Annotated in this window: 1 pseudogene; it reads right to left on the bottom strand. The window is 62.4% G+C overall.

Annotated elements, in window-relative coordinates:
* Positions 1-633, bottom strand: a pseudogene (locus HC229_RS16795) (hypothetical protein); the annotation flags it as partial.

The following is a 633-nucleotide window of genomic DNA, read 5'->3' as shown; positions in this document are numbered from 1 at the left end:
CCACGATCGAGGCCTCACCGCAGGCACTGCGCACGGCAACGGTATGCTCGCCCGGGCCTACATTGGTAAAGAGACCGCCGTTGGCAAGCCATGGCCCGCCGTCAAGGCTGTACTCGAAGGCATCAGGGTTGACACCCTCAACGCTGACCTGGATCGACTGGTTGTCCTGGAAGGCACCGCTTACGGTATAGCTAAGGTTGAACGGCTGGCTTGATTCCACCACCTCAAAAGCCTGTGAAGGTCCCGAGACGCAGGCAGAGGCGCTGGTGGAGGTCAACACCACCGTGTACTCGCCGGCAAGGTCCACCTGTATGCTCTGTCCGGTAAGGCCCGTGTCCACGCCATCGAGGAACCACTGGTAGGTATAGGCACCCGCAGGGGAAGCCGTCAGGGTAATCGGCGTGGCCACTCCCGAACCGTTGTCGATACAGATCGTCGTCTCCCCTGTGATCACAGGAGTCACGAGTGCCTCCACGGTAACTTCCACCGTTACTGCATCGCTGCGGCATGGCGCCGGGTCAGGCGTCACGTCCGTGCCCAGGTTGGAGACCACCGCATACAGCGTGGCCGTGCCGCTCGGGAAGGCCGTTGGATCGGCAATCGGCGTATTGGAGGCCAGATCGGCCGCGTTGG

This window comes from Flavobacterium selenitireducens, assembly GCF_014748335.1.
Taxonomy (GTDB): Bacteria; Bacteroidota; Bacteroidia; order Flavobacteriales; family Flavobacteriaceae; genus Flavobacterium; species Flavobacterium selenitireducens.
This window is presented reverse-complemented; position numbering and strand designations above follow the sequence as displayed.